A 20,768-nucleotide genomic window follows, 5' to 3' on the forward strand; every position below is an offset into this window, starting at 1 on the left:
GGCGATGAACCGGTATCCGTCGCCCGGGTCGTCGGCGTGGATGCCGAGTGCGGCGTTGATCAGGTGGGCGTCGTCCCAATCACGTTGGGAAACCGGATTGGAGCACCATTGGTAGTAGGCCTGCCGGGAGATCCCCAGCACCCTGCACGTCACCGCGACCGGCACCCTGAGCGGGGCGCCGGCCGCGGCCAGGTCACGGACGAGCGGGAAGGCTATTTTCCCGGCAGGTTGCCCTGCGCGAGATACGCGGCAGCCTTCCGCAGAACTTCGTTCTCCTGCTCAAGCAGACGGTTGCGTTTGCGGAGTTCACGCAGCTCAGCGGACCCATCCGCAGTCACACCGGGCCGCTTGCCGGCCTCGACGTCCGCGGCACGCATCCAGTTCGCCAGACACGACTCGGAGATCCCGAAGTCCTTGGCGACCTGCTTCAACGGGACCTGGCCTTGACGGGCGACCGCGACGACGTCGTCACGAAACTCACGAGGATAGGGCTTGGGCACGAAGACATCCTTTCAAGCAAGGCCGAAACCTCACAAATCAGGTGTCAACCAAACCCTGGGCAGTCCCCAGCCCGCGACACGACACGTTTGACTTACCCCTCAATAGAACCCTACTTCGCACTCACGACCCGCTCGCGAAACCACGCATACCACCCAAGTTGGATACTTACCCGTGCAAATAGGGTCCTTTGTGGACAGACCAGTCGCCGTCCCCGCTCCCGTCAGCCGGTCCGGACCCACGCCGGGGCACGCCACGTTTTGGGTTACCTCTCAATAACCCTCATTAACACTCATGACCCCGCACGGAAACCGTGCAAGTCTCCCAAACCGGGCACATTTGGCTCGGAAAGTGTCCCTTATAGACGGTCAGAAGCCGGGTGAGGCCCTTTGCGTGAGCCCGCTCCCGCCGGGACCACCACGACACGTTCGCCCTGTCCCGCTCTAGCGGCGGAACCGACCAGCAGTTATGCGACTTTGCCGGGACCCTGGCGCCTAGCGCAAGGAAGGGGCCTTCATGTACTGGGGAAGGTGTGAAGGTCGCGTTTCCTCAAACACCCTTGGCCAGAACCGTCACCACTCAAGAGGCGGGCTGATCGATCTGCTCGCGCAGGATGTCGCCGTGTCCCGCGTGCCGGGCGAATTCCTCGATCATGGCGAGCAAGGTCCACCGCAGGCTGATGGTTCCTTCACCGGGGATGTCCTTGGTGTCGTCGAGGTCGAAGCGCGCGGCGATCTCCCGTGAGCGTCGGCTCGCGCGTTCGAACTCGGCGATGACGTCGGCGAGGGACTCGTCGTCCTTGACGGTGAAGGTGCCCTCGTCCCGGGCCGAATATCCGTCGCATTCCGATTCGCCGAGACCGGCCCAGAATCGTTGGAACCAGATCCGTTCGGCGGCCGCGGCGTGTTTGAGCAGGGAGATCGGCGTCGTCAGTGAAGCGACGAGCCGTCGGCGGGCGTCGGCTTCGGAGAGGCCGCGTGCGGTCTCGATCAGGGCTTCGCGGTTGCGATCGAGCGTGTTCTCGAGAAGCATTCGTTCGCTGCCATTGGTGATTCTGCTGGGATTCAAGGGTTTCACTCCGTTTTTCGCATGGTTGAAGAAGCTGTGCCGTCTTATGTGAGGCCGACGCCCAGAAGTAGGAGCGTCGATGCATTCGAGGGGGCGTGTCGACGCGGGCAGAAGTGGACACCGCGGTCGAGGTCGGTCACCGGAAGATCCGGTGAAGACGCCGCCGTGATCCTATGACGCGTTCGAGAGCGGGGTCAATGAAGAATAACGACGATTAAAACCGTCATTACCACTTGAGGTCGGTAGGGTCTTCTGAGTGACTTCCGAGCGCAGACGCTGGCGGGTGCGGCTGCGCGATCGTCGTGGGCGGATCCTGGGCGCCGGGACCATGCTCGATGACGAACACCTCCTCACCTGCGCTCACGTGATCGAAGGCCACGACGAAATCACGGTGGATTTCGTGGCGCTTCCCGGTGTGGAGCCCGGATTCGCCACGATCGTCGCGCAGGCGGCACCTATCGGGGACGACGGCGGGGACGTCGCGTTGCTCCGGTTGCGCGACCCGGAGGAACAGGTCATCGGCGCCCCGCTTCACCGGACGGCTCTCGAAGACGACCAGCGCGTCCGCGCCTACGGTTTCCCGCAGGGATCGGACGGCATGTGGTCGTTGGCGACCGTCGTCGGCGACGGCGGGCACGGTCTCGAGCGCGTCCAGCTCCATCGCACTTCCGACGCCGAGCCGATCACGCACGGCTTCAGCGGTGCCGCGGTGGTCGCCGACAAGAGCGGGCACGTCGTCGGCATGGTCGCCACCCGGTACGCGACCGAGGCCGCCCGCGTCTCCTGGATGATCCCGGTCGAGACCATGCTCGGCTACCTGCCGAAACTGCGCCGCTGGGCTCAAGGAAGCCCGGCGATCGACCCGAGCTTCGTGCATTACCCGGAGCCCGCCATCGACGAGCCGTTCGCGCGCGAGTTCGCCGGCTGGCTCGGTGGGCATGGCGGCTCGGACGTCTGGGTGATCATCACCGGCGAGGATGATTCCGCCATCGCCGCCTCGTTGCGCCGCGCCGTCGTGCTCGCCGACCGGGAACGCGGCGCGGGACGGAGCGCGTCCGGGCCGACGGTGCCGCCGGTCGGCAGTGTCGTGCTCGCGGTCGACGCGGTCGGCAAGACCGCCGACGAGGTCCGCCGCCGGATCTCCGAGCGGCTCGACGTCGCAGCGGGCCGTCACGGCTCTGGCAGGACCGTCGTCATCTACGGGATCGACGAGTCGGCCGAACCGGAGAAACTCGTCGGCGAGGTCCTGATCCCGTTGGCGCACCGCGTGCACGACCTCGGGCTGCGGCTCGCCCTCGCCTTCCGTGAGGAGAGTTCGCCGATGGTGAGTGAGGTCCGGACGAGCACCAGCGCCTCGCCCGCCGACGAGGACGACATCGAGGGCCGCCTCGCTCTGCTGGAGACCCGATTGGCCGAACTCGCCCGGCTGGAGAAGGAAAATCTCAGTGACACGCCCCGCTTCACCGATACCCCGGACGCCCAGGTCAGGGCGCGGCGGCTGAAGGGCGCGGTGACGCAACTGCGTTCGGCGGAGCGGGACGGAGAACCCGAGTGGGTGAAACGGCAGTTGCCCGCCTGCGAGCGGACCGTGGCCAGGGCCGTGGACCGCGCCCGCGATCTGCGCCGCCTCCTCGACGAGAACCTCGCCCGGCGCGCGGAACTTCGCGCCCGGCTCGACGCGTACGGCGAGATGGCCCGTAACAGTGGCTTCGTCGAAGACGTCGAACTCGATGCCGCCTACGCTCCCGCCTGGCGGATGCTCTTCGAAGGACCGTGCGACCTCGTGGCCGCGGCGGCCGCCGTCGAGCAGTACGCGAACACCGTACGGAAACGGATCGACGGATGACGGCTTGCGGACGGGACGGCTGCCACGGTGTGCTCGGCAAGACCGGTTTCTGCAAGGTCTGCGGGCTGCCGCCCGGCGCGCCGGAAGAGTCCGTGCGGCGCGAAAAACCGACACTGGTGATCCCCGGTCCTGGCGAGGCGCCGACCAGGATCACGAGCACGGTCGTCACCCGGTCACAGCAGATGGCCGGCCACGCGACCGCGGACGACCGGGTCCCGCTGCCGCTCGTCGAACTCCCCGACATCGCGGGCCGCCTGCTGACCGAACCTCAGGTCCCGGAGGAGGAACGGTTCTGCGGCAAACTCGGCTGCACTGGCACCCCGGTCGGTCGTTCGATCGGCGGCGGGCCCGCGCCGCTCGAAGGATTCTGCCCGGTCTGCCGGACGCCGTTCTCTTTCGTGCCCAAGCTCGCGGCGGGCGACGTGGTCGACGGCCGGTACCACGTGCTCGGCTGCGTCGCCCGCGGCGGACTCGGTTTCGTCTATCTGGCAACGGATTCCGGCCTCGGCGGCAGATATGTCGCGCTCAAGGGCCTGATCAACACGAACAACACCGCCGCCGTGCGGATCGCGGAGACCGAGAGCCAGGTGCTCACCGCGCTGGAGCATCCGAACATCGTCCGGATCTTCGACGTGGTCGAGCACCACGACTTCCGCTACATCGTCATGGAGTTCGTCGACGGTCTTTCCCTGCGGGAGATCAAGAACCGCGGCCGGGCGGGGCTGGATTCCAGCGAGGGACGGTTGCTGGTCGAGCACGTCGTGGCCTATGGGCGCGAAATCCTGACCGCGCTCGACTACCTGCACGGTGAGGGCCTGCTGTACTGCGACATGAAGCCGGACAACGTGATCCACGGCGAGAAGCGGATCAAGGTCATCGATTTCGGTGCCATCCGCAAGATCTCCGACGACGAAAGCCCGGCCGTCGTGACCGAGCACTACCAGGTGCCGGTGAAGGAACGGGCGAGACATGGGCTCACCGTCCGGTCCGACATCCACACCGTCGGCATGACGTTGCGGGAACTCTTCCAGGCCAGCGACGGCTGGTCGGTCACCCCCGACGCGCGCGGCGTCCGGTTCGGCATCGAATCCTTCGTCCGGGTCCTCGACCGTGCGACCGCCCCGTTCGAGCGGCGGTTCGCGACCGCGCACGAGATGCTCGTCCAGCTCGACGGCGTGCTCGCCGAGATCCTTTCCTTACGGGACAGGCAATCCCGGCCCGCCGGGTCCACGCTGTTCACCGAAGGGGCGGTACTGCTCGACGCGGGACTTGGCCAGGCGCCGCCGTTGGAGCACTGGACGCGGGGGACACCCGTTTCGCTCGGCGAACGGCCGACGGCCGCGGAGATCGCCGTCGGCCTGCCGCTGCCGAAGGAGGATCCGGATGACCCGCAGGTGACCTTCCTGCGGACTGTTCGCGCCCCCGACGCGGCGCGGCTGCTGAAGAAACTCGAAAAGGCGCCGAGTTCGGTCGAAGTCGAGTTCCGCCGCTGCCGGGCGCGGCTGGAACTCGGGGCGACCGTGGAAGGCGCCTTGGCGGTGGCGGAGGCCGAACGGCTGCTCGGTGACCGCGCCGCCCATGACTGGCGCGTGGCGTGGCACCGGGCCCTGCTGGCCCTCGGCTCCGGCGATTTCGCCGCGGCGAAGGAGAAATTCGACGCCGTGTACCGCGACATCCCCGGTGAGGAGCCGCCGAAACTCGCGCTCGGTCTCTGCGAGGAGCACCTCAACGGCGTGGCCGCCGCGGAGCGGTACTACGACGCCTTGTGGGCGCGGGACCGGAACCAGGTCAGCGCGGCGTTCGGGCTCGCCCGGGTCCGGCTGCTGCGGGGCAACCGCGCCGCCGCGGTCGAGATCCTCGACCAGGTCCCGGAATTCTCCCGCTACGACGAGGCGGCGCGGATCGCCGGGGTGCGGGTGCTGTCCGCGCCGATGCCCGGGACCGGGGATCTCCCGGTGTCGGCGGAACTCGACGAGGCGGTGGTCCGGCTGTCCGCTCTGGACCTCGACGGCGACGCGTCCGACCGGCTGGTGACGGCCGTGCGCGAGACCGGGCTGGCAGGGGTGCTCATCGGACAGGACGGGATCACCGACGGCGCGATCCTGCGGGCGGACGAGACGGGCGCGCGCACGGTACTGGACCAGTCGTACCGGCGGCTCGCCCATCACGCGCCGACGCCCGAACTGCACGACGTGCTGATCGATCTCGCCAACTCGGTGAGACCGGTGACCCTGGTGTGAAAGGGGACGAACGATGAGCGGGGAGCCGAGTCTGGGGCTCGAAGTGCACCAGAACAAGTTCCTGGCCGAGGGGGACCGGGCGATGACCGCGATCGTCCGGGTCGTGTCCCGCGGCGGCGAAGCGACCGTCGCCAGGACCGCCGCCGAGGTGCTGATGATCGACTGCTCCAGCTCGATGCGCTTCCCCAGCACCAAGATCGGCGAGGCCCGGCGTGCCGCCACGGCCGCCATCGACGTCTTCCCCGACGGCGTGCGCTTCGCCGTCATCCAAGGTACCGACCGCGCGAAGCTGATCTACCCGGCCGAGGACGGTCTGGTGACCGCTTCCGAGCGGACCCGGGCGGAGGCGCGTGCCGCGGTCGAGCATCTCGCGGCGGTCGGCGGCACCGCTATGGGCGCCTGGCTGGCCAAGGCCCGTGACCTTTTCGCAACCGAGCCCGACGCCGTCCGCCACGCGATCCTCCTCACCGACGGCCGCAACGACTCGCAGACCAGGGCCGATCTGATGAGCGTGCTGAACAGCTGCGAGGGCCGGTTCGTCTGCGACGCCAGGGGAATCGGCGACGGCTGGGAACCGGCGGAACTCATCCAGATCGCCAGGGTGCTGCGTGGGAACGTCGACTCCGTCGTCGAGGACGCCGAACTCGCCGAGGATTTCCGGAACCTCGTCGAGAGCGCGATGACCAAGGTGCTGCCCGAGGTCCGGCTGCGGATCGGCACCATGCCGTTCAGCAGGCTGCGGTCGGTCAAGCAGGTGTTCCCGGACGAGTACGACCTCACCGACCGGTGCCGGGAGATCGCCGTCCGCGAGATGGAACTCTCACTCGGTTCGTTCGCCGGTGACGAAACACGGGACTACCAGGTGATCCTGGACCTCGATCCGGATCTCGAACCCAGCCACGGGCAGGACAGGCAGCTGGCGTGGACGGAACTCGTGCCCGTCCCCGGAGCCACGGTCGAGGGGGACGCGCTGCCCATCGCGGGCCAATGGACCCACGACCCGATCCCGCCGACGCTGATTCACCCGATGGTTTCGAAGTACGCCGCCCAGGCCGATCTCGGCGAGGCGTTGACCGCGGGCGGCGACGCCTACGCGGCCGGTGACCAGTCCGGTGCCGAACAGCATTGGGGCCGGGCGGTTACCCTGGCCGCCGCCGCGGGCGATGAAGACACTCTCGGCCGTCTCGCGGGGGTCGTGGAGATCGTCGACGCGAAGAAGGGCGTCGTGCGCTTGCGCACCGACGCGACGCGAAGCCACGTTCTGCACGTCGTTATCCCTTCGAGGGTTTCGGAAATCGCGTCCGAGCAGGAAGATCGGCCGATGCCCGTTTCCCCGACCGAGGCGCCGCCGGTCGCCTGCGCCGGCTGTCCCGCACTGTCTCCCGCCGGGGCGAACTTCTGCGTCGGCTGCGGCAGACCGTTCGACGAGGCGGTTTCGTGACGGCCACCCGGGTACGGCTGGTGCGGCTCCGTGCCGGCCTGCTGGCGCTGACCCTCGTCGTCCTGGTGGTGTCGCTGTGGGCTTTCCACAGCGTCCAGAACGCCGCCGAAACGGTCCGTGACCGAACCTCGCAAGCGGTACTCGAGGTGACCGCCGCGCGGGCCGCGCTGGTGGCCGCCGACGCCGCCGCGGTCACCAGTTTCGCCTCGGGCGAGGCGAGGCTCGCCGGGCCCGGCCAGGAGTACTCGAACCAGCTGGCGCTGGCGAGCCAGAGCCTCGCGCGCGTCGCGGAGTTCAATCAGGCTGGCGGACCCGGCGGCAACGGGCTGCAGGTGGTGGAGAGTCAGGTGGCGGCCTATTCGGGTTCCATCGGGCAGGCCGACGTGCATTTCCGCCAGCTGGACGCGGCGGTGCTCGGTGCGGCCGACCTGTGGCAAGCCTCCCGGTTGCTGCACGCCCCCGGCGGTGTCCTCGACGAGCTGGAATTGTTGCAGCACAAGCAACGTGAAGCATTGGACGCGCAACTCTCGTCGACCGGCGTCAGCATTGCGATGCTCCCGCTGTGGCTCCTTCCGATACTGGCTCTGCTGGGGCTGCTGGTGTTCACCCAGCTGTACCTGAAGAAGCGGTTCCGCCGGGTGGCGAACGTGCCGTTGCTCGCGGCGACCGTGCTGATCGCCGCGATCGGGGTGGCGCTGCTGTTCACCGTGGTCAGCCGCGACCGGCTGGACTCGGTCGGAAAGCGGCTCGACGCGGTCGCCGAGGCGCGGGACACGCAGATCCAGGCGGCCGACGACGCGGGCCAGCGACGGCTCGCCGACCTGCTGAGCGAGTACTGCGACAGGGAGCAGGGATGCGGTGTGACCGTCGACGAATTCCGGGCGAAGGCACAGCAGGCCACGACGCCTGCCACGGACAACACGCGGGTGGCCACCGCGGGCGCGAAGGCGGTGGCGGCCGACGCTTCGGGGGCGGCCGAATCCGGCGGGCGGGAGTACCTGATCCCGGCGGGCACCCTGCTCGCGGGCGGACTGGTCCTGCTCGGGTTGCACGGCCGGATCGACGAATACCGGTACCGGCCGTGAAACGGTTACTGGCCTTGGTGATGGCACTGTCGTTGATCGCGGGCGGCTGCTCCGCGTCGGCCGACGGCGGCACCGTCGTCGTACTCGCGTCGTGGACCGGCCCCGAGGCGGACGCGTTCCGGCGGGTGCTGGACGCGTTCGAGGCCGACACCGGCGTCAAGTACCTCTATCAGGGCACTCGCGCCGTCGACCAGGTGCTCGCCTCGGATGTCCAGCGCGGCACGCCACCGGATGTCGCCGTCCTGCCGAACGCCGGTGTGCTGGCGAAGTACCAGAAGTCGGGCGACCTGGTGCCGCTCGACGACGATCTCGCCGCGACCATGGGGGGCTCCTTCAGCCCGCAATGGGTGGCCCTGCAGAAGATCGGCACGCAGAAGCTGTACGCGGTCGCCGTGAAGGCCGATCTCAAGAGCGTGATCTGGTACAACCCGGCCCGGTTGACCGGGATCCGCCCGACGACGTTCGAAGGTCTCCGCACGTTCGCCGCCGGGCTGACGGCCTCGGGCGGCACGCCGTGGTGTGTGGGGATGGGCGCCCCGCCCACGTCGGGCTGGCCGGGAACCGACTGGATCGAGGACATCTTCCTGCACTCGGCGGGTCCCGAGAAGTACTGGCAGTGGGCGTCCGGGAGTCTGAAGTGGACGTCGCCGGAGGTCAAACAGGCTTGGCTGGACTGGGGTTCCCTGATCGACCCCGCCGGGATCCGCGGCGGGGCCGCGGCCGCGCTGCTGACCGATTTCGGCGACGCGGGCAAGCCGATGTTCACCGATCCGCCGGGCTGTGTGCTCGAACATCAGGCGTCGTTCATCATGAGCCGCTACCAGGACGTGAAACGAGCGGACGGGACTTCTCCGCGCCCTGGCACCGATTTCGACTTCCTGCGATTCCCCGGACGCGACGTCTCCGAAGTCGCCGCCGACCTCGCCGGAATGTTCCGTGACACTCCGCAGGCGCGAAAACTGATCCAGTACCTGGCTTCGGAGAAGGCACAGCGCGTCTGGCCGTCGATCCCGCGCGCGAGCGCGTTCTCCGCCAACCGGAAGCTGGGTTTCGACGTCTACACCGACCAGGTGAGCCGGAAGATCGCGGAAACTCTCACCTCGGCGCCCGCACTGTGCTTCGACGCCTCCGACCTGATGCCCGTGACGATGGCAGGCGCGTTCCACCGTGCCGTTCTGGAGTACCTGAGCAACCGGGACCGGCTGGACATCCTGTTGAGTCAACTCGACGGAATCCGGCAAAGCGTCCCGTCCGGCGAATGGCTGAGAATCCCTTGTGGACAGTGAAGGAGTATCGGTGAACGACCTGACGCGGTTCCCGCTCGAAGGCGGCGGTTCGGTGGTCGTCGAGATAGACCCCGTCCCCGGCACCTCCCGGGTCTCCCGGCGCGACGACCTGATCGAGGACGCCAAGGGATCGTTCGAAGCGGCACTGGCGAATGTGCGGGAGGCGGCGGCGTCGGCGCTGGCGACGTTCCGGTCCATGACCACGGGACCGGACGAGGTCGAGATCAAGTTCGGGGTGAAGCTGACCGCGCAGGCGGGCGCCGTGATCGCGAAAACGGGGCTGGAGGGGAACTTCGAGGTCAAGCTGAAGTGGGTGCGGGAGCACGAAAGCGCTACCGAGAACCCGGCCGGGAGCTGAAGGTCTCCTTTCCTCGGCTCGGCCAGGGTTCCGGCGAAGTCGCATAACTGCTGGTCGGCTCCATTACCAGAGCGGGTCAAGGTGAACGTGTCGTGGCGGAGCCGGCGGGAGCGGATTCACGCAAAAGGGGCCTCACCTGGCTCCCGTCTGTCCATAAGGGACACTTCTCGGGACAATGTGCCCGATTTGGGCGAGTTGTGGGGTTTGGCGAGGGGGTCGTGAGTGATGTGGGTCGTTCTATTGAGAGGTAACCCAAACGTGGCGTGCCCCGGCGTGGGTCCGGACCGGCTGACGGGAGCGGGGACGGCGACTGGTCTGTCCACAAAGGACTCTATTTGCACGGGTAAGTATCCAACTTGGGTGGTATGCGTGGTTTCGCGAGCGGGTCGTGAGTGCGAAGTAGGGTTCTATTGAGGGGTAAGTCAAACGTGTCGTGTCGCGGGCTGTGGTCGCTGCTGCCTACGCGTTTCCCTGGTGGTGAAGGCTTCCTTGCCTACGCTGACGGTAGTGAAGGAGCCCTTCACTACCGTCAGGCGTGATCCCTGGTGACAGTGGGACGGCTGTGACATCAACGTCCCGTCTTGAAGTCCGTGAAGGCCTCCTTGAGGGACCCAGAGTCCCTCAAGGAGGCCTTCACGGACTTACCACCCACCACGCCACCTTTGCCTTACCCCTCAATAACCCTAATTAACACTCACGACCCTCTTCGAAACGGTAAATATAGGCATCAATCGGACATGAAGTCGTCCAATGGTGTCCCCTGTGGACAGTCAAGGAGGCTCCACTGTCTCAGTGGGGAGTCCTTGATTGCGACCAGTCCGCGAAGGTCTCCTTCGCTACCTTCAGGGCAGGGAAGGAGACCTTCACATCAGCGAGGCGATCACGCCATGTTTGCCTTACCCCTCAATAACCCTCATTAACACTCACGACCCCGCACGGAAACGTATAGAGCGGCATCAATCGGACACTCGATCGGCTGGCGGTGTCCCTTGTGGACACCGAAGCCCGCTGGTGCCCAGAACCAAGCTCCGCCACCGCCACCGGTGCGCGCGACCCGTGACAATGCAGGAATAGTCGCCTGACCTGCAAGATCGCGACTTTGCCAGGACCCTGGGCTCGGCCCACTGTCACCGAGGATCACATCCGACGGTAGCGAAGGCCTCCTTCCCTACTTTCAAGGTAGGGAAGGAGGCCTTCACGGACCTACCGGCCCAGCCCCCGGATCAGCACCATCACCGACTCCCGCACGTCGGCCCGCGTGCGTTTCGGCTGGAACACCTGCCAGTCCAGGGCGACCACCAGCATCGTGCCGAACAACCCGGCCGCCGCCGTCGGGATCTGGACGCCGTCGGGCAGCCGCCCGGCGGCGTCCAGCCGATGCAGTTGTTCGCGCACGATCGAGATGATCTCCTCGCGCAGCAACGTGAGCGTCTCGTGCCACGTGCCGGGCGTGCGCCACATCTCGCTCACCAGGATCTGGGAGAAACCGGGGTATTCGGCGATGAACTCCAGCGCACCGTCCACTTGCGACTCGATGACGTCCATCGGGTCGCCGTCGCCGGTGGCCGCGCGCAGCCGGTCGGCGAGTACGCCGACGCCGTAGCGCAACAGCGCGTCGACGAGACCGTCCTTGCTGCCGAAGTTGTAGTAGACGGTGCCCTTGGCGACCTTCGCCTCGGCCGCGATGTCGTCCACCGTCAGCCCGACGAGGCCGCGGCTGGCCGACAGCCGCAGGGTCGCCTCGAACAACTTCTGCTTCGTCGCCTCACCCCGGGTGGTCACAACGCCAGCTCGGGTTTCAGCGCCGAAACCGTCCAGGTACGCCGTTTCCGCGCGGCGAGCGTCGAAACCAGGATCGCGCCGACGAGGTAGGCCAGCAGGACCCCGATGTCACCGAGGATCTTCATCGACGCGCCGCTGTAGAGCAGGTGCCGGAACCCGTCGATCGCGTACCCCATCGGCAGGGCGATGTGCAGCGGGTAGAGCGCGTCCGGGATGGTCTGCCACGGGAACGTGCCGCCCGCGCTGACCAGCTGCAGCACCAGCAGCACCAGGCCGAGGAACTTCCCGACGGCGCCGAAGAAGGCGTTGAGCGCGTGCACCACGGCGGTGAAGGTGAGCGACACCAGCACGGCGAACCCGATGGCGCCGAGCGGATGCGCGACGTCGATGCCGACCAGCCAGGTCACCGCGCCGAACAGCACGATCACCTGCGCGATCCCCAGCAGCGCCGAGGGGAGCCAGCCGCCGAGCGCGACCTTGAACGGTGACGCGCCGGCGGTCAGCGCGCGGGTCGAGAGCGGACGCAGCAACAGGAACAGCACGAACGCGCCGATCCAGGTCGCCAGCGAGATGAAGAACGGGGCGAGTCCCGCGCCGTAGGTCCCCGCCGACGCGACGCCGGAGGAGTGGACCGCGACCGGGTCGGCGATGGTGTTGGCGGTGGCCGCGCGGGTCGGGTCGTCGGGGTTCGGGATCTGTTTGAGTCCGGCGGCGAGTCCGTCGCGGAGCTGCACCGCGCCGTCGGCGAGCTGGTTCGTGCCGGTGACCGCGGACTTCTCGCCGTCGTTCAGCTTCGCCGCGCCGTCACGGAGCTGGTTCGCCCCGTCGGAGGCCTGCGCGATCCCGATGGTGAGCTGCGGCGTCGCCGAGGCCAGCTGGTGCGCGCCGTCGGACACCTGGCGCGCGCCGGACGCGAGCTGGGTGAGCTGGCTGTTGGCGCCCTGGATCTTCGTGTTCGCCTGGTCCACCGGCGAGCGGAGGGTGTCGAGGCGGCTCAGGATCTCCTGCACCTGGGTTTCCGGGAGGCCGGCGTTCCGCAGATCCTGCGCGAGCTGGGTGCGGTAGCCGTCGAGCTTCGCCTGGATGTCGCCGGACGCCGTCGCCGCGAGCGAGGCGGCGTCGGCGACCTTCTGGTTCCCGTCGGCGACCTGCCCGGCGCCGTCGGCGAGCTTCTGCGTCTGGGCGGGCAGCTGGGCGGTACCCGACTTCAGGGTGCTGAGCCCGGTCGCCAGCTGGGAGCTGCCGGAAGCGAGCTGGGACGCGCCGTCGGCGAGCTGCTGCTGACCGGATTTGAGCTTGCCCGCGCCGTCGGCGAGCTGCGAAGCGCCCGTCGAGGCCTCCTGGATCTTGCCGTAGATCGTGGAGAAGCCGACCAGGAACTTGTCCGCCGCCTCGCTGCCGACCTTCTCCGCGATCGTCTTGCGGACCTGTTCGGCGACCTGTTTCGCGATGGTGCCGGACAGATAGTTGTTGGCGTCGTTGGTGGTCAGCGTGATGGTCGCCTGCTGGGGCTGGAAGTTGCCGGAGGACAGCAACGCCGTGGAGAAGTCACGCGGGATGCCGATGGCGAACGAGTAGGTGTCGTCACGGACACCCTTGGCGGCCTCTTCGGGGGAGACCTCGTGCCACTGGAAGGTGCCGGACTTGACCAGCTCGTCGGTCACTTCGCGGCCGACGTTGCGCTCCGCCCCGGCCGAGTCCTTCGCACCGGCGTCCGAGGTGAAGACGGCCGCCGGGAGCTTGTCCAGCCGTGAGTACGGGTCGAAGTTCGCGTAGAGGTAGAAGGACGCGTACAGCAGCGGTACCAGAACGAGCGCGACCATGGCGAGCTTCGGCAGGGTGCCGCTGCTCAGCCGGCGCAGCTCGTTGCCTGCGATCCGGACGGGGTTCATTCCTGGTCTCCTGAGGTCTTTTCGAGGTCGTCCGGCACGGTCTCTTCCAACGTGGTCTCCGCCGGTGTCCCGGCGGGCGCGCAGCGCACGGGGGCCGGCTGGTCGAGGCCGCCGAGGAGCGCGGGCTTCTCCGGCAGGGCGGAAACGGGGGTCGTCGCGGTCAGCACGATGACGGCGAGGCCGCGTTCGGCGTGCTCGCGGGCGATCCTCGTCCAGCCGTCGACGTCGCTGGTGTGCCTGTCGGGGGTGTCGAGCACGAGTACGCCGACACCCTTGCGGCTCGCGGCGAGCGCGGTGAGCAGCCGGGTGCGGGTCACCGCTTCGATGTTCTCGAAGCGGGTGGTGGCGAACGCGGCGGCGTCGTGCTCGGCCAGCCAGCTCGCGACGGCCGCCTTGCTCGCCGGGCGTTTCGCCAGTTCGAGTTCCTCGCCGACGACGACCTGCAGCGTGAGCGCGCCGTCCGGGTCGCTCACGCCGGGGGAGTCGACGACCGCGACGACCTGCCGCGGATCACCGCCTTCGACGGTCACGGTCCCGGTCGCGGGCTTCAGCCGCCCGGCCAGCGCCAGCCCGAAGGCCGTGACGCCGACGTCGGGCTCGCCGTGCACGATCGCCAGCTCACCGCCCGAGACGGTGAGCGAGGTGGGCGACAGCAACGTGCCGTGGGGTCCGGTGACGGACACCCTGTCGGCTTGAACCCGCACGAAGAACTCCCAGGTCGATGACTCGTGGAACTTTTAAACTGACTGGTCAGTTCAAAAGTTAGCCCTGACCTGGGAGGTGAGCAACCGTGCGGGGCCCATGTCACACCCAAGAGTGACGAAACCGCCGCAAACCGGACGAGACTCTCCGGTTCGGCCCGCCTTTCGTCAGCGCAGCGCCGAAGCCGGATGGACCTCCCAGGACGTCCATAGTGGACGATAACCCTGCCGGTGCCAGAACACCGAAGAGAGCGGGTTGGTCGGGTTGTAGTAGAGGTAGGTGCCCTCCGCGCCGTCGGCGGCGAACTCGTTGTGCACCACCGACATCAGCCTCTGGCCGACGCCGTTCCCGCGCAGCCCCGGCACGGTGACGACGTTGTTGACGTATCCCCAGCGCCCGTGGGGGAGGAGTTCGGCCTCGGCCGACCCCGGCGCCGACGCGATCCAGGCGGCGTGCGCGAACGCGGCGACCTCACCGTCCCGCTCGGCCAGCCACAGCAGCGGGGAGTCCTTGTCGAGGGCGCGTTCCAGCGCCGGGGCGAGCAGCTGGGCGGCGTTCGCGCGACGGCGGGTGGCGACCTGGCCGATGTAGTCGTGCGTCGACACGGCCATCGCGAGCACGTCCTCGAAGTCGTCCGGCCGCGCCCGGCGGATGGCCACCCCCTCCTCGAGCGCTTCGGGCATGGCGGGCGCGTCTTCGCGGTGGTGGCCGGTGCGGACGGCGAGCGCGGACATCGGCACCAGCCCGTGGTCGAGGAAGGCGCGGATCGCCTCGGCGTCCCGGCTCGGCCAATTGACCACACAGGACGAATCCTCGCCGGGCGATTCGGCCTCCATCCAGGTCCGCCACGCGCGCAGCAGGACGTCCATCCCCTCGGTTCCGGTGCTCCCGATGAACGGGAACAGCTGGCGCACGTCGGCGGCGGACCAGAGGAGCGGGACGTCGTCCGGACCGTGCAGCTGGCGCTGCACCACGCCGGTGACCTGAACCCCGGAAGCGGTGGCGGCGTCCACCCGCTCGCCGACGACCGGCGGGGGCGCGGCCTCGGGCAGCAGCCGATCGATCGTCGCGAACCGCGTCCGGTGCGCGTCGAACAACGTCTTCTCGATTTCCATCCCGTCCCCAGGGGTCGACAGCGTCGATCACCGCTACCGCAGGGCAGCGGCCGGGCTCACCGCCCACGTCGTCCATAGTGGACGATAACCCTGCCGGTGCCAGAACACCGGGGACAGCGGATTCGCCGGATTGTACGAGACGAACGTACCGCGCAGCGACGGCGAGAAGAGTTCGTCGTGCGCGACGGCGGTCAGGGCGCGCCCGATCCCGCGTCCCCGCGCGGCCGCGGTGACCGCGAGCGTGCCGACGTAACCCCATTCGCCGGGCCGCAGCCGCCCGGCGAGCGCGTCACCGGGGGCGGGCGAGCGCTTTCCGCCGGTCACCATCCCCACCGTGACGCCCTCTTCTTCGGCGATCCAGACGCGGCCGCCGAACTGCAGCCCGCGGCGGACCTCTTCGGCGAGCAGGGCCTTGGCGCCGGGGCGGACCACGGCGTGGCCGACGAACGAGGTGTACCGGAGTTCCTCGAACCGGAGCTCGACGATCTCTTCCAGATCGCCGCCGGAGGATTCCCGGACGGTCACCCCCGGCACGGTGTGGCCGTCGCCGGGGGCCGGGGCGCGGACGGCCAGCGCCAGCTGCGGAGCGAGCCCGTGGTCGAGCAGGGCGCGCGCCACCACGACGTCGCGGCTGGGCCAGGTGACCGAGCACGACGAATCGGATTCGGCGGGGGCGAGCGAGATCCGTTCGCGCCACACCGACAGCAGCGCGTCCATCCCGGCGTGGGCGTCGCGGGGGAGGACGGCGGAGAGGATCTGCAGCTGCGCCGGGCCCCAGAGCCGTTGCCACGAACCCGACGGGAACCGCACGTGCGTGATCGTCCCGGCCGCGCCGCCCGCTTCGACGGGTTCGCCGGGCGGGAGCGGCGGCGGTGGCGGGAGCAGCGGGTCGAGCGCGGCGAACCGCGACGGCCACGGATCCCCCGGCGAGGTCATCCCCGTTGGGTGCAGAAGATCGCCGTACCGGGGAAGAGCTTGCCGCGCAACGGGCTCCACTGTCCCCAGGTGCGGGAGTGGCCCTCCGGCCAGGCGGGCTCGATGAGGTCCGTGAGCGCGAAACCGGAGTCGGAGAGCGCGCGGACGTAGTCCCCGAGAGTGCGGTGGTACTCGACGTAGGTCGCGACACCTTCGTCGTCGACCTCGACGTACGGAGTGCGGTCGAAGTACGGCTGGGTGACGGTGAGGCCCAGCGGTCCGGGATCGTCGGGGAAGATCCACCGCATCGGATGGGTCACCGAGAACACCCAGCGGGCACCCGGCCGGAGTACCCGGCGCACTTCGGCGAACACGTCGTCCACCGACGCCACGAACGGGATCGCGCCGAAGGCCGAGCAAGCCGCGTCGAAACTCGCGTCGGCGAAGGGCAGCGACTCCGCCGTCGCCTGTACGAGGGGGACGGCGGGCCCGGTCCGTTCGTTGCCCTCCCGCGCGTGCCGGAGCATGCCCGCGGAAAGATCGGTCGCCACCGCTTCGGCGCCCTGCGCGGCGAGCCAGCGCGAGCAGGCCGCCTGCCCGCAGCCGATCTCCAGGATCCGCTTGCCGTCGACTTCACCCAGAAGTGCGACGTCGGCTTCGCGGACGCCCTCCGGGCACCAGACGAAGTCCGCGTCGCCGAGGAAGCCGCCGTGGGTCGCTTGGTAGTCGTCGGCGTCGGCGTCCCACCAGGCCAGGTTCGCGGCCGTCGCCTCCGGCGCGGAGACCGCCCGGTAGGCGACCCCAGCGGTGCCGAGCCGCTCCTCGGCCTGCGCGTGCCTTTCGGCCGCCGTTGGCTGCTCGGTGGTGGACTGCTGACTCAAACCGATATCCTTTCCGCAGGTCAGGGCTTCGCGGCCCAGATCGTCCGCCCGCTGTGATCGCGGGTGTGACCCTGATTGTGCCGTGTACAGGGGGGCCGCGTAGGATATCTGTTAGCGCAGTGGGTTCGCGCTACTCTTTCCCCCGGTTCGCTCAGCGTCCGGGTCAGGGGGTCGCGTACCGGATGCGGTGATGCTCGCGGTCGTTCCCTGTGGACGTTTGCAGATGTGGTCGCCTCATGCCGGAAGAGCCCATGGTGCCCTAACCGCAAACCCACTACTTCCCATCCACCGGAGCAACCCGCCTAATGACGACCGACACCGCCACCGCCCCGACCGCCCCCATTGGGGCCCCGCAGGTCGCAATCAACGACATCGGGTCGGAGGAAGATTTCCTCGCAGCGATCGACAAGACGATCAAGTACTTCAACGATGGCGACATCGTCGAAGGCACCATCGTCAAGGTCGACCGTGACGAGGTCCTGCTCGACATCGGCTACAAGACCGAGGGTGTCATCCCCTCGCGCGAGCTCTCCATCAAGCACGATGTCGACCCGGCTGAGGTTGTCACCGTCGGCGATGAGGTCGAAGCCCTGGTTCTCCAGAAGGAGGACAAGGAAGGCCGTCTGATCCTGTCCAAGAAGCGCGCGCAGTACGAGCGCGCCTGGGGCACGATCGAGGAGCTCAAGGAGAAGGACGAGCCCGTCAAGGGCACCGTCATCGAGGTCGTCAAGGGCGGCCTCATCCTGGACATCGGCCTGCGCGGCTTCCTGCCGGCGTCGCTGGTCGAGATGCGCCGCGTCCGCGACCTGCAGCCGTACGTCGGCCGCGAGCTCGAGGCGAAGATCATCGAGCTGGACAAGAACCGCAACAACGTGGTCCTGTCCCGCCGTGCCTACCTGGAGCAGACCCAGTCCGAGGTGCGCAGCGAGTTCCTCAACGCGCTCGCCAAGGGCCAGGTCCGCAAGGGCGTCGTGTCGTCCATCGTCAACTTCGGTGCCTTCGTGGACCTGGGTGGCGTCGACGGCCTGGTGCACGTCTCCGAGCTGTCCTGGAAGCACATCGACCACCCGTCCGAGGTCGTCGAGGTCGGCCAGGAGGTCACGGTCGAGGTTCTGGACGTCGACATGGACCGCGAGCGCGTCTCGCTGTCGCTGAAGGCGACCCAGGAAGACCCGTGGCGTCAGTTCGCCCGCACCCACGCGATCGGCCAGATCGTGCCGGGCAAGGTCACCAAGCTCGTTCCGTTCGGTGCGTTCGTGCGCGTCGAAGAGGGCATCGAGGGCCTGGTGCACATCTCCGAGCTGGCCGAGCGCCACGTGGAGATCCCGGAGCAGGTCGTCCAGGTCAACGGCGACGTGATGGTCAAGGTCATCGACATCGACCTCGAGCGTCGTCGCATCTCGCTGTCGCTGAAGCAGGCGAACGAGGGCGTCACGCCGGAGACCGAGTTCGACCCCACTCAGTACGGTATGGCCGCCGAGTACGACGCCGAGGGCAACTACATCTACCCCGAAGGCTTCGACCCCGACACCCAGGAGTGGCAGGAAGGCTTCGACAAGCAGCGTGAGGAGTGGGAGCGTCAGTACGCCGAGGCTCACACCCGCTACGAGGCTCACATGAAGCAGGTCCAGAAGGCTGCCGAGGCCGACGCCGAGGCCGCCGCGGACGCCGCGACCGGTGTCACCTCGTCGAGCGACTCGGGCGAGCAGAGCTACACCTCCGCTCCGGCCGAGGCCAAGAGCGGTGGCACGCTCGCCAGCGACGAGCAGCTCGCGGCTCTCCGCGAGAAGCTGTCGGGCGGCGCGTGATCCAAGCGCTCAGCCCTTAGCTGACAGACAGCGGCCCCGGTCCACCACGGACCGGGGCCGCTTTCTTTGTCCCCGCATTTAGAGGACTAAACGCGGGGGCCAGAGAACAGCGAGCCGTGACCGTGTGGATTTTGTTGCGTTAGATGAAGCAATATCCACACAGTGCCCGCTCGATTGGATGCGGTACTTGCGCACGACAACTGCCCGCATTGAGAGGACTAAACGCGGTGGGCGGGGAAGGGCGTCAGGAAGTCGCGGTCCGGACGGACGGGACCCAGACGCGTTCGAGTGCCGCGGCGCGAGCCTTGCGGCGGAGTCCGGCGAAGCTGTGCTTGGCCGGGACCAGGAGCGCGCTCAGCCAGGTTCGCCGATATTCGGCGAGGGCCTCGGCCACGGGACGATGGAGAACACAGTGCACGAGCCCCGGCGAACCCAGCCGGTGCCTTCCGATGTGCTTACCGTCTGCCATCTTTCCTCCGTGTGGGCTACCTTCGCCGCGCACGGTACGCAATCGAGCTCCCGAAGCCGCGTAACCGACCGGCGTGTCACCCATAAAGGTTGAGTCACGCGTCACGATGATCTTGCCTTTTGCGGCTGTCTGTGCCGGATGTACTCCTCACGTCACCCTGAGCGGTCGGCCGGAGCGGCCCACTAGGCTGATCGTCATGCTGCGTGTGGGCCTGACCGGCGGGATCGGCGCCGGAAAATCGACGGTGGCGAACCGGCTTTCCGAGCACGGCGCCGTCCTCATCGACTCCGACAAGATCGCCAGGGAAGTCGTCGAACCGGGGACACCGGGTCTCGCCGAACTCGTCGAGGCGTTCGGGGAGGACATCCTCACGGCCGACGGCGCGCTCGATCGTGCCGCGCTCGCCGCCAAGGCCTTCGCCGACGAAGAGTCCCGCAAACGGCTGAACTCGATCGTCCACCCGAAGGTCGGCGCCAGGACGGCCGAGCTGATGGCGGACGCGGCGCCGGACGCGATCGTCGTCCACGACATCCCGCTGCTGGTCGAGGGTGGGCTCGCGCCGATGTACCACCTCGTCGTCATGGTCGACGCGCCGGAAGAGGTCCGCGTCCGCCGTCTGGTCGAGACGCGGGGGATGCCCGAGACCGACGCGCGCGCCCGGATCAAGGCGCAGGCGACCACCGATCAGCGCCGGGCCGTCGCCGACGTCTGGCTCGACAACAGCGGGGCGCCCGACATCGTGCTCGCCGACGTCGACGCGCTGTGGGCGGACAGGCTGACCCCGTTCGAGGCGAACGTGCGGCTCCGCAAACCGCGAGCGCCGATGTCCCCGAAGATCGCGCCGTACGACGAGACGTGGCCCGTGCAGGCCGAGCGGGCGCTCGCGCGGATCCGGGTTGCGGCCGGGGAGAACGCCGTCCGGGTCGACCACATCGGCTCGACGTCCGTGCCGGGTTTGCCCGCCAAGGACATCCTCGACCTCCAGCTGACCGTCTCCACCTTGGACAAGGCCGACGCGCTGGCCGACGCCCTTTCCGACGCCGGGTTCCCGCGTGCGGAGGGCGAATGGTTCGACGACGCGCACGGTGAGGACGGCACCTGGTCCAAGCGGTTCCACTTCGGTGGCGACCCGCGCCGTCCGGTCAACCTCCACGTCCGGTCGCAGGAGACCCCCGCTTGGCGGCTCGCGCTGCTGTTCCCGGAGTGGCTGCGGCGGAACCCGGACGAGCGCGACGCCTACGCCGCGGTCAAGCACGCGATGGCCGCGAAGCACTCCGGCGACGGGACAGTCGAGGGATACACCGACGAGAAACAGGATTGGGTCGACAAGGCGTTCGCGAGGGCCAACGCGTGGGCCGAGTCGACAGGCTGGACGCCGTAGG

Annotated in this window: 16 protein-coding genes and 1 pseudogene; 8 read left to right on the plus strand and 9 right to left on the minus strand. The window is 68.4% G+C overall.

What is annotated here, in order from left to right:
* Both ACZ7KI_RS24560 and ACZ7KI_RS24565 read right to left on the minus strand, forming a co-directional pair.
* Positions 1 to 500, minus strand: a pseudogene (locus tag ACZ7KI_RS24560) (transposase); the annotation flags it as partial.
* Positions 501 to 1,077: 577 nt separating this feature from the next.
* Positions 1,078 to 1,530, minus strand: a complete 453-nt coding sequence (locus ACZ7KI_RS24565; protein WP_470275432.1) for a DinB family protein — start codon at positions 1,528 to 1,530, stop codon at positions 1,078 to 1,080.
* A 292-nt stretch (positions 1,531 to 1,822) separates the two neighbouring features.
* Here ACZ7KI_RS24565 and ACZ7KI_RS24570 point away from each other — a divergent pair, with 292 nt between their 5' ends.
* Genes ACZ7KI_RS24570 through ACZ7KI_RS24595 form a run of 6 tightly spaced genes read left to right on the plus strand, consistent with a single transcriptional unit; the run spans position 1,823 to position 9,822 of the window.
* On the plus strand, positions 1,823 to 3,412 hold the full coding sequence (locus ACZ7KI_RS24570) for a S1 family peptidase (protein ID WP_470275433.1): 1,590 nt from the start codon (positions 1,823 to 1,825) through the stop codon (positions 3,410 to 3,412).
* Entirely contained in the window at positions 3,409 to 5,652 is a 2,244-nt protein-coding gene (locus ACZ7KI_RS24575) for a tetratricopeptide repeat protein (RefSeq protein WP_470275434.1), read from the plus strand. Before ACZ7KI_RS24570 ends, ACZ7KI_RS24575 begins: the two co-directional genes overlap by 4 nt.
* Positions 5,653 to 5,665: 13 nt before the next feature.
* Positions 5,666 to 7,093 carry a VWA domain-containing protein gene (locus tag ACZ7KI_RS24580; RefSeq protein ID WP_470275435.1) on the plus strand — a complete coding sequence of 476 codons (1,428 nt, stop codon included), beginning with the start codon at positions 5,666 to 5,668 and terminating at the stop codon, positions 7,091 to 7,093.
* The gene (locus ACZ7KI_RS24585) at positions 7,090 to 8,178 is read left to right on the plus strand and encodes a hypothetical protein (protein WP_470275436.1); all 1,089 of its coding nucleotides are present in this window, start codon (positions 7,090 to 7,092) and stop codon (positions 8,176 to 8,178) included. The genes ACZ7KI_RS24580 and ACZ7KI_RS24585 overlap by 4 nt, the downstream gene beginning before the upstream one ends.
* Positions 8,175 to 9,464 (plus strand): ABC transporter substrate-binding protein, encoded by a 1,290-nt coding sequence (locus ACZ7KI_RS24590; RefSeq protein ID WP_470275437.1) that lies wholly within the window; start codon positions 8,175 to 8,177, stop codon positions 9,462 to 9,464. The genes ACZ7KI_RS24585 and ACZ7KI_RS24590 overlap by 4 nt, the downstream gene beginning before the upstream one ends.
* 10 nt (positions 9,465 to 9,474) lie before the next feature.
* Positions 9,475 to 9,822 carry a CU044_2847 family protein gene (locus ACZ7KI_RS24595; RefSeq protein ID WP_470275438.1) on the plus strand — a complete coding sequence of 116 codons (348 nt, stop codon included), beginning with the start codon at positions 9,475 to 9,477 and terminating at the stop codon, positions 9,820 to 9,822.
* Positions 9,823 to 11,025: 1,203 nt separating this feature from the next.
* On the opposite strand, the gene ACZ7KI_RS24600 is transcribed toward ACZ7KI_RS24595, so the two are convergent.
* The 6 genes from ACZ7KI_RS24600 to ACZ7KI_RS24625 all read right to left on the minus strand — a co-directional run bounded on the left by ACZ7KI_RS24600 (position 11,026) and on the right by ACZ7KI_RS24625 (position 17,109).
* Positions 11,026 to 11,604 carry a TetR/AcrR family transcriptional regulator gene (locus ACZ7KI_RS24600; RefSeq protein ID WP_470275439.1) on the minus strand — a complete coding sequence of 193 codons (579 nt, stop codon included), beginning with the start codon at positions 11,602 to 11,604 and terminating at the stop codon, positions 11,026 to 11,028.
* Positions 11,601 to 13,496 (minus strand): YhgE/Pip family protein, encoded by a 1,896-nt coding sequence (locus ACZ7KI_RS24605; protein ID WP_470275440.1) that lies wholly within the window; start codon positions 13,494 to 13,496, stop codon positions 11,601 to 11,603. Before ACZ7KI_RS24605 ends, ACZ7KI_RS24600 begins: the two co-directional genes overlap by 4 nt.
* Entirely contained in the window at positions 13,493 to 14,200 is a 708-nt protein-coding gene (locus tag ACZ7KI_RS24610; RefSeq protein WP_470275441.1) for an ABC transporter ATP-binding protein, read from the minus strand. Before ACZ7KI_RS24610 ends, ACZ7KI_RS24605 begins: the two co-directional genes overlap by 4 nt.
* A gap of 165 nt (positions 14,201 to 14,365) precedes the next feature.
* Positions 14,366 to 15,313, minus strand: a complete 948-nt coding sequence (locus ACZ7KI_RS24615; protein ID WP_470275442.1) for a GNAT family N-acetyltransferase — start codon at positions 15,311 to 15,313, stop codon at positions 14,366 to 14,368.
* Between the two features lie 33 nt (positions 15,314 to 15,346).
* Entirely contained in the window at positions 15,347 to 16,249 is a 903-nt protein-coding gene (locus ACZ7KI_RS24620; RefSeq protein ID WP_470275443.1) for a GNAT family N-acetyltransferase, read from the minus strand.
* On the minus strand, positions 16,246 to 17,109 hold the full coding sequence (locus ACZ7KI_RS24625; protein ID WP_470275444.1) for a class I SAM-dependent methyltransferase: 864 nt from the start codon (positions 17,107 to 17,109) through the stop codon (positions 16,246 to 16,248). The genes ACZ7KI_RS24620 and ACZ7KI_RS24625 overlap by 4 nt, the downstream gene beginning before the upstream one ends.
* Positions 17,110 to 17,414: 305 nt before the next feature.
* Here ACZ7KI_RS24625 and rpsA point away from each other — a divergent pair, with 305 nt between their 5' ends.
* Complete coding sequence (gene rpsA, locus ACZ7KI_RS24630; RefSeq protein WP_470275445.1) at positions 17,415 to 18,917, plus strand: 30S ribosomal protein S1; 1,503 nt, start codon at positions 17,415 to 17,417, stop codon at positions 18,915 to 18,917.
* A 244-nt stretch (positions 18,918 to 19,161) separates the two neighbouring features.
* Here the strand turns inward: rpsA and ACZ7KI_RS24635 are convergent, their stop codons facing one another.
* Complete coding sequence (locus ACZ7KI_RS24635; protein ID WP_470275446.1) at positions 19,162 to 19,386, minus strand: hypothetical protein; 225 nt, start codon at positions 19,384 to 19,386, stop codon at positions 19,162 to 19,164.
* Between the two features lie 196 nt (positions 19,387 to 19,582).
* Here ACZ7KI_RS24635 and coaE point away from each other — a divergent pair, with 196 nt between their 5' ends.
* The gene (coaE, locus tag ACZ7KI_RS24640) at positions 19,583 to 20,767 is read left to right on the plus strand and encodes a dephospho-CoA kinase (protein WP_470275447.1); all 1,185 of its coding nucleotides are present in this window, start codon (positions 19,583 to 19,585) and stop codon (positions 20,765 to 20,767) included.
* Position 20,768: the final 1 nt, after the last annotated feature.

The organism is Amycolatopsis sp. NPDC039088 (assembly GCF_055598845.1).